Genomic DNA, 4,709 nt, shown 5'->3' on the forward strand with positions numbered 1-4,709 from the left:
TCTATGTCGACGACCGCACCATCGACAGCCACATCAAGCGGCTGCGCAAGAAGTTCAACCAGGTCGATGTCGATTTCGACATGATCGAGACCTTGTACGGCGTCGGCTACCGGTTCAAGGAAGGCTGACGCCCCGGATGGCTTCGTCGCTGCGCTCGCCGCACTGACGGGGACAGGATACGACCTGCGCGATGGCAACGATCAACGACGAGCGCAGGGCGGAGGTCGGCGGCGGCGCAGGGCGCCCGGCGCTGCGGCGGCGGCTGGCCGCCTTCGCGCGGCGCAGCCTGCGAGCGATCTCGTCCGGGGCCGCCTCCAGCCTGACCCGACGCATCGTCGTGCTCAATCTTGGCGGGCTGGTCGCGCTGCTGGTCGGGTTCCTGTATCTCAACCAGTTCCGCGAGAGCCTGATCGAATCGCGCGTCCAGAGCCTGCTCACCCAGGGCGAGATCATCGCCGGCGCGATCGCGGCGTCCGCCACGGTCGAGACGGACGCGATCACCATCGATCCCGACAAGCTGCTGCAGCTGCAGGCGGGCGAGAGCGCCGGCATCGCCGAGGACCCGCTCGATTTCTCGATCAATCCGGAAAAGGTCGCGCCGCTGCTGCGCCGGCTGGTGACGCCGACCAAGACACGGGCCCGGATCTATGACCGCGACGGGCTGCTGACGCTGGATTCGCGCAGCCTCTACTCGCGCGGCGACGTGCTGCGGCTCGACCTGCCCCGCGTCGGCGAGCCGGACGAGACGCCGCTGATGGAGCGGACCTGGAACCTGTTCCGCAACCGGCTCGGCCGCGCCGACGTGCCGGCCTATGACGATTTCGAGAACGCCAACGGCAAGTCCTATCCGGAGGTCGCGCGCGCGCTGAACGGCTCGCCGGCCAGCATCGTGCGCGTCAATACGCGCGGCCAGACCATCGTCTCGGTCGCGGTGCCGGTCCAGCGTTTCCGGACGGTCAAGGGCGCTTTGCTGCTCTCGACGCAGGGCGGCGACATCGACGCCGTGATCGTCTCCGAGCGCTACGCCATCTTCCAGGTCTTCGCGATTTCGGCGGCGGTGATGATCCTGCTCTCGGTGCTGCTGGCCGGCACCATCGCGGAGCCGATCCGCAAGCTCGCCGACGCCGCCCAGCGCGTGCGCCGCGGTGTGAAATCCCGCGAGCAGATTCCCGATTTCAGCGCCCGCCATGACGAGATCGGCCATCTCTCCGGCTCGCTGCGCGACATGACGAAGGCGCTCTACAGCCGCATCGAGGCGATCGAGAGCTTCGCGGCTGACGTCGCGCACGAGCTCAAGAATCCGCTGACCTCGCTGCGCAGCGCCGTCGAGACCCTGCCCTTGGCGAAGTCGGAGGATTCACGGGGCCGGCTCCTGGCGGTGATCCAGCACGATGTACGCCGCCTCGACCGGCTGATCTCCGACATTTCCGACGCTTCGCGGCTCGATGCCGAACTCGCCCGCAACGATGCCGGGCCGGTCGATCTCGGACAGATCCTCGAGACCGTGGTCTCGGCCCAGAACGAGACCCGCCGCGAGAGGCAGCCGATGATCGAGCTCGTCACCGAGCGGCGCGGCCAGCGTCCGGGCGGGCGCGATGGCTTCATCGTGCTCGGCCATGATTCCCGGCTGGGCCAGGTGATCGTCAACCTGATCGACAATGCCCGCTCCTTCTCGCCGCCGGACCACCCGGTGCGCGTCATGCTCTCGCGGGTCGGCGACAAGGTGCTCGTCACGGTCGAGGATGGCGGACCGGGGATCGAGCCGCATGCGCTGGAGCGGATCTTCGAGCGCTTCTACACCGACCGTCCCAACGAGGGGTTCGGCCAGAATTCCGGGCTCGGCCTGTCGATCTCGCGCCAGATCGTCGAGGCGCATCGCGGCACGATCCGCGCCGAGAACCGCCTGGGACCGGCCGGGGCCGACGGCGTGCAGCCGCGGCTGGGCGCGCGCTTCATCGTCTGCCTCCCCGCGCTGCCCCAGGCGAATTGAAGCGGGCATGCCGGACACACGCATTCATGCGACCACGGTCGCGATCGGCGAGGCGGGGGTGCTGATCCGCGGGGCGTCGGGCGCCGGCAAGTCGAGCCTCGGGCTGGCCCTGATCGACGCGGCGCGCCGGGACGGCCGCTTCGCGCGGCTGGTCGCCGACGACCGCACCGCGCTGAGCGCCAGGAGCGGCCGGCTGCTGGCCAGGCCGGTCGCGCCGCTTGAGGGGCTGATCGAGCGGCGGGGGCTCGGGCTGACGCCGGAGCCGCACCAGCCGGCCGTGGTCGTGAGGCTCGTCGTGGACATCGCCGGGAGCGAGCCGGCGCGCATGCCGCAGCCGGAGGATCTGCTGGACAGGCTCGAGGGCATCGCCCTGCCGCGGCTGACGGTCGCGGGGCGCGCGGGCGACGAGCGCCTCGTCCTGGCGGCGCTGCGCCTGTTCGACGATGGCGGCTGATGTCGAAAATTTGACAAGTTCGAAGTGGGCCGCTTGCCTATCCTTCGCACCTGCCGCATAAACCGCCACCTTGTCCGGGCGCCGAAAGCGCTCTCCGGTGCCATAGTGAATGATCGGACTCGTCCTCGTGACGCATGGGCATCTGGCCACGGAATTCCGTGCCGCGCTCGAACACGTCGTCGGCCCCCAACAGAACCTCGCCACCATCGCCATCGCCCCCGATGACGACATGGAAGGCCGACGCCGCGACATCATCGCGGCGGTCGAGCAGGTCGAGACCGGCAAGGGCGTCATCGTCCTCACCGACATGTTCGGCGGGACGCCTTCCAACCTCGCCATCTCGGTGATGGAGCCCGGCCGCATCGACGTCGTCGCCGGCGTCAACCTGCCGATGCTGATCAAGCTCGCCAGCGTCCGCGAGGACAAGACCCTCGACGAGGCCGTGACCAGCGCGCAGGATGCGGGCCGCAAATACATCACCGTCGCCAGCCGGGTCCTGGCAGGGAAGTAAGGAATCGCTGCCGTGGACGACAGGCAGGAGATCGACGACTGCGATTGCCCTGAGGTCGAGATCCCTGCGGGCGCCGTCTATGGCGAGTTCCAGATCGTTAACAAGAAGGGGCTGCACGCCCGCGCCACGGCGAAATTCGTGCAATGCGCCTCCGCGTTCGACGCCGACATCACCGTCACCCGCTGCGGCGAGACGGTCGGCGCGACCTCGATCATGGGCATCCTGACGCTCGGAGCCGGCATCGGCTCGACGATCACGGTGGTGGCGAAGGGCCGCGAGGCGAGCGAGGCACTGAAGGCTCTGCAGGCCCTCGTGGCGGACCGGTTCGGCGAGGGCGAGTAGCCCCGCGTCCCATCTTCGGCGACCGGCGCGCGCCCCAAGCTCCCTGATTTCCAATCGGATCCGCGACCGCCCGTCCGGACGGATTGCGGCCGCGCGCGGTAACCATACGTCATTGACTTGACCGGCCGCTCCGGTTCGAGCGATCACATAAAGACATCTTTATATCTTTGATTGCCTTTGGACGTGGGCGCTGCTATGGACCCGCCCATCATTCGAAGACCAGCTGGAGCACGCCCCGTGTCGAAGACCGATTACATCGTCAAGGACATCAGCCTCGCGGAATATGGCCGCAAGGAAATCAACATGGCCCAGGACGAGATGCCGGGCCTGATGGCCATCCGTGAGGAGCACAAGGGCAAGTTCCCGCTCAAGGGCGCCCGCGTCGCCGGCTGCCTGCACATGACCATCCAGACCGCCGTGCTGATCGAGACGCTGAAGGAACTCGGCGCCGATGTGCGCTGGTCGTCCTGCAACATCTTCTCGACCCAGGACCACGCTGCCGCCGCGATCGCCGCGACCGGCACCCCCGTCTTCGCCATCAAGGGCGAGACGCTGGAGGAGTACTGGGAGTACGTGCTGAAGACCGCGACCTGGGGCGACGGCGGCACGCCAAACATGATCCTGGACGACGGCGGCGACCTCACCATGCTGATCATCCTCGGCGCCGAGGCCGAGGCCGGCAAGACCGACTTCCTCGACAAGCCGGGCAACGAGGAAGAGACGATCTTCTTCGCGCTGATCAAGCGCGAGCTGAAGGCCAATCCGGGCTGGTTCACCAAGACCCGCGACGCGATCAAGGGCGTCTCGGAGGAGACCACCACCGGCGTGCACCGCCTCTATGAACTCGCCAAGGCGGGCCGCCTGCCCTTCCCGGCGATCAACGTCAACGACTCGGTCACCAAGTCGAAGTTCGACAACCTCTATGGCTGCCGCGAGTCGCTCGTCGACGCCATCCGCCGCGGCACCGACGTCATGATGTCCGGCAAGGTCGCGGTCGTCGCCGGCTATGGCGACGTCGGCAAGGGCTCGGCCGCCTCGCTGCGCCAGGCCGGCTGCCGCGTGCTCGTCACCGAGATCGATCCGATCTGCGCCCTGCAGGCGGCGATGGAGGGCTACGAGGTCGTGACGATGGAGGACGCCGCCCCGCGCGCCGACATCTTCGTCACCGCCACGGGCAATCTCGACGTCATCACCGTCGATCACATGCGCTCGATGAAGCACCGCGCCATCGTCTGCAACATCGGCCACTTCGATTCGGAGATCCAGGTCGCCGGGCTGAAGAACTTCAAGTGGGACAACGTCAAGCCGCAGGTCGACGAGATCGAGTTCCCCGACGGCAAGCGCATCATCGTGCTGTCGGAAGGCCGCCTGGTGAACCTCGGCAACGCCACCGGCCACCCGAGCTTCGTGAT

General features: G+C 67.8%; 6 protein-coding genes. All 6 read left to right on the forward strand.

What is annotated here, in order from left to right; all coding sequences use genetic code 11:
• Positions 1-128, forward strand: a 128-nt coding sequence (locus Q8M82_RS14805) for a winged helix-turn-helix domain-containing protein (protein ID WP_305692108.1), incomplete at its 5' end; no start/stop codon positions are given.
• A gap of 62 nt (positions 129-190) precedes the next feature.
• Positions 191-1,990, forward strand: coding sequence for a sensor histidine kinase (locus Q8M82_RS14810; protein WP_305692105.1), 1,800 nt, complete (start codon positions 191-193; stop codon positions 1,988-1,990).
• A 7-nt stretch (positions 1,991-1,997) separates the two neighbouring features.
• On the forward strand, positions 1,998-2,444 hold the full coding sequence (locus Q8M82_RS14815) for an HPr kinase/phosphorylase (protein ID WP_305692106.1): 447 nt from the start codon (positions 1,998-2,000) through the stop codon (positions 2,442-2,444).
• A 109-nt stretch (positions 2,445-2,553) separates the two neighbouring features.
• Positions 2,554-2,955 carry a PTS sugar transporter subunit IIA gene (locus tag Q8M82_RS14820; RefSeq protein WP_069053509.1) on the forward strand — a complete coding sequence of 134 codons (402 nt, stop codon included), beginning with the start codon at positions 2,554-2,556 and terminating at the stop codon, positions 2,953-2,955.
• Positions 2,956-2,967: 12 nt separating this feature from the next.
• The gene (locus Q8M82_RS14825) at positions 2,968-3,297 is read left to right on the forward strand and encodes an HPr family phosphocarrier protein (protein WP_371126370.1); all 330 of its coding nucleotides are present in this window, start codon (positions 2,968-2,970) and stop codon (positions 3,295-3,297) included.
• A 237-nt stretch (positions 3,298-3,534) separates the two neighbouring features.
• A partial coding sequence (gene ahcY / locus Q8M82_RS14830; protein ID WP_305692107.1) for an adenosylhomocysteinase occupies positions 3,535-4,709 on the forward strand: 1,175 nt, incomplete at its 3' end.

It is taken from the genome of Allobosea sp. (genome assembly GCF_030694325.1).
In the GTDB taxonomy this organism is placed as follows: domain Bacteria; phylum Pseudomonadota; class Alphaproteobacteria; order Rhizobiales; family Beijerinckiaceae; genus Allobosea.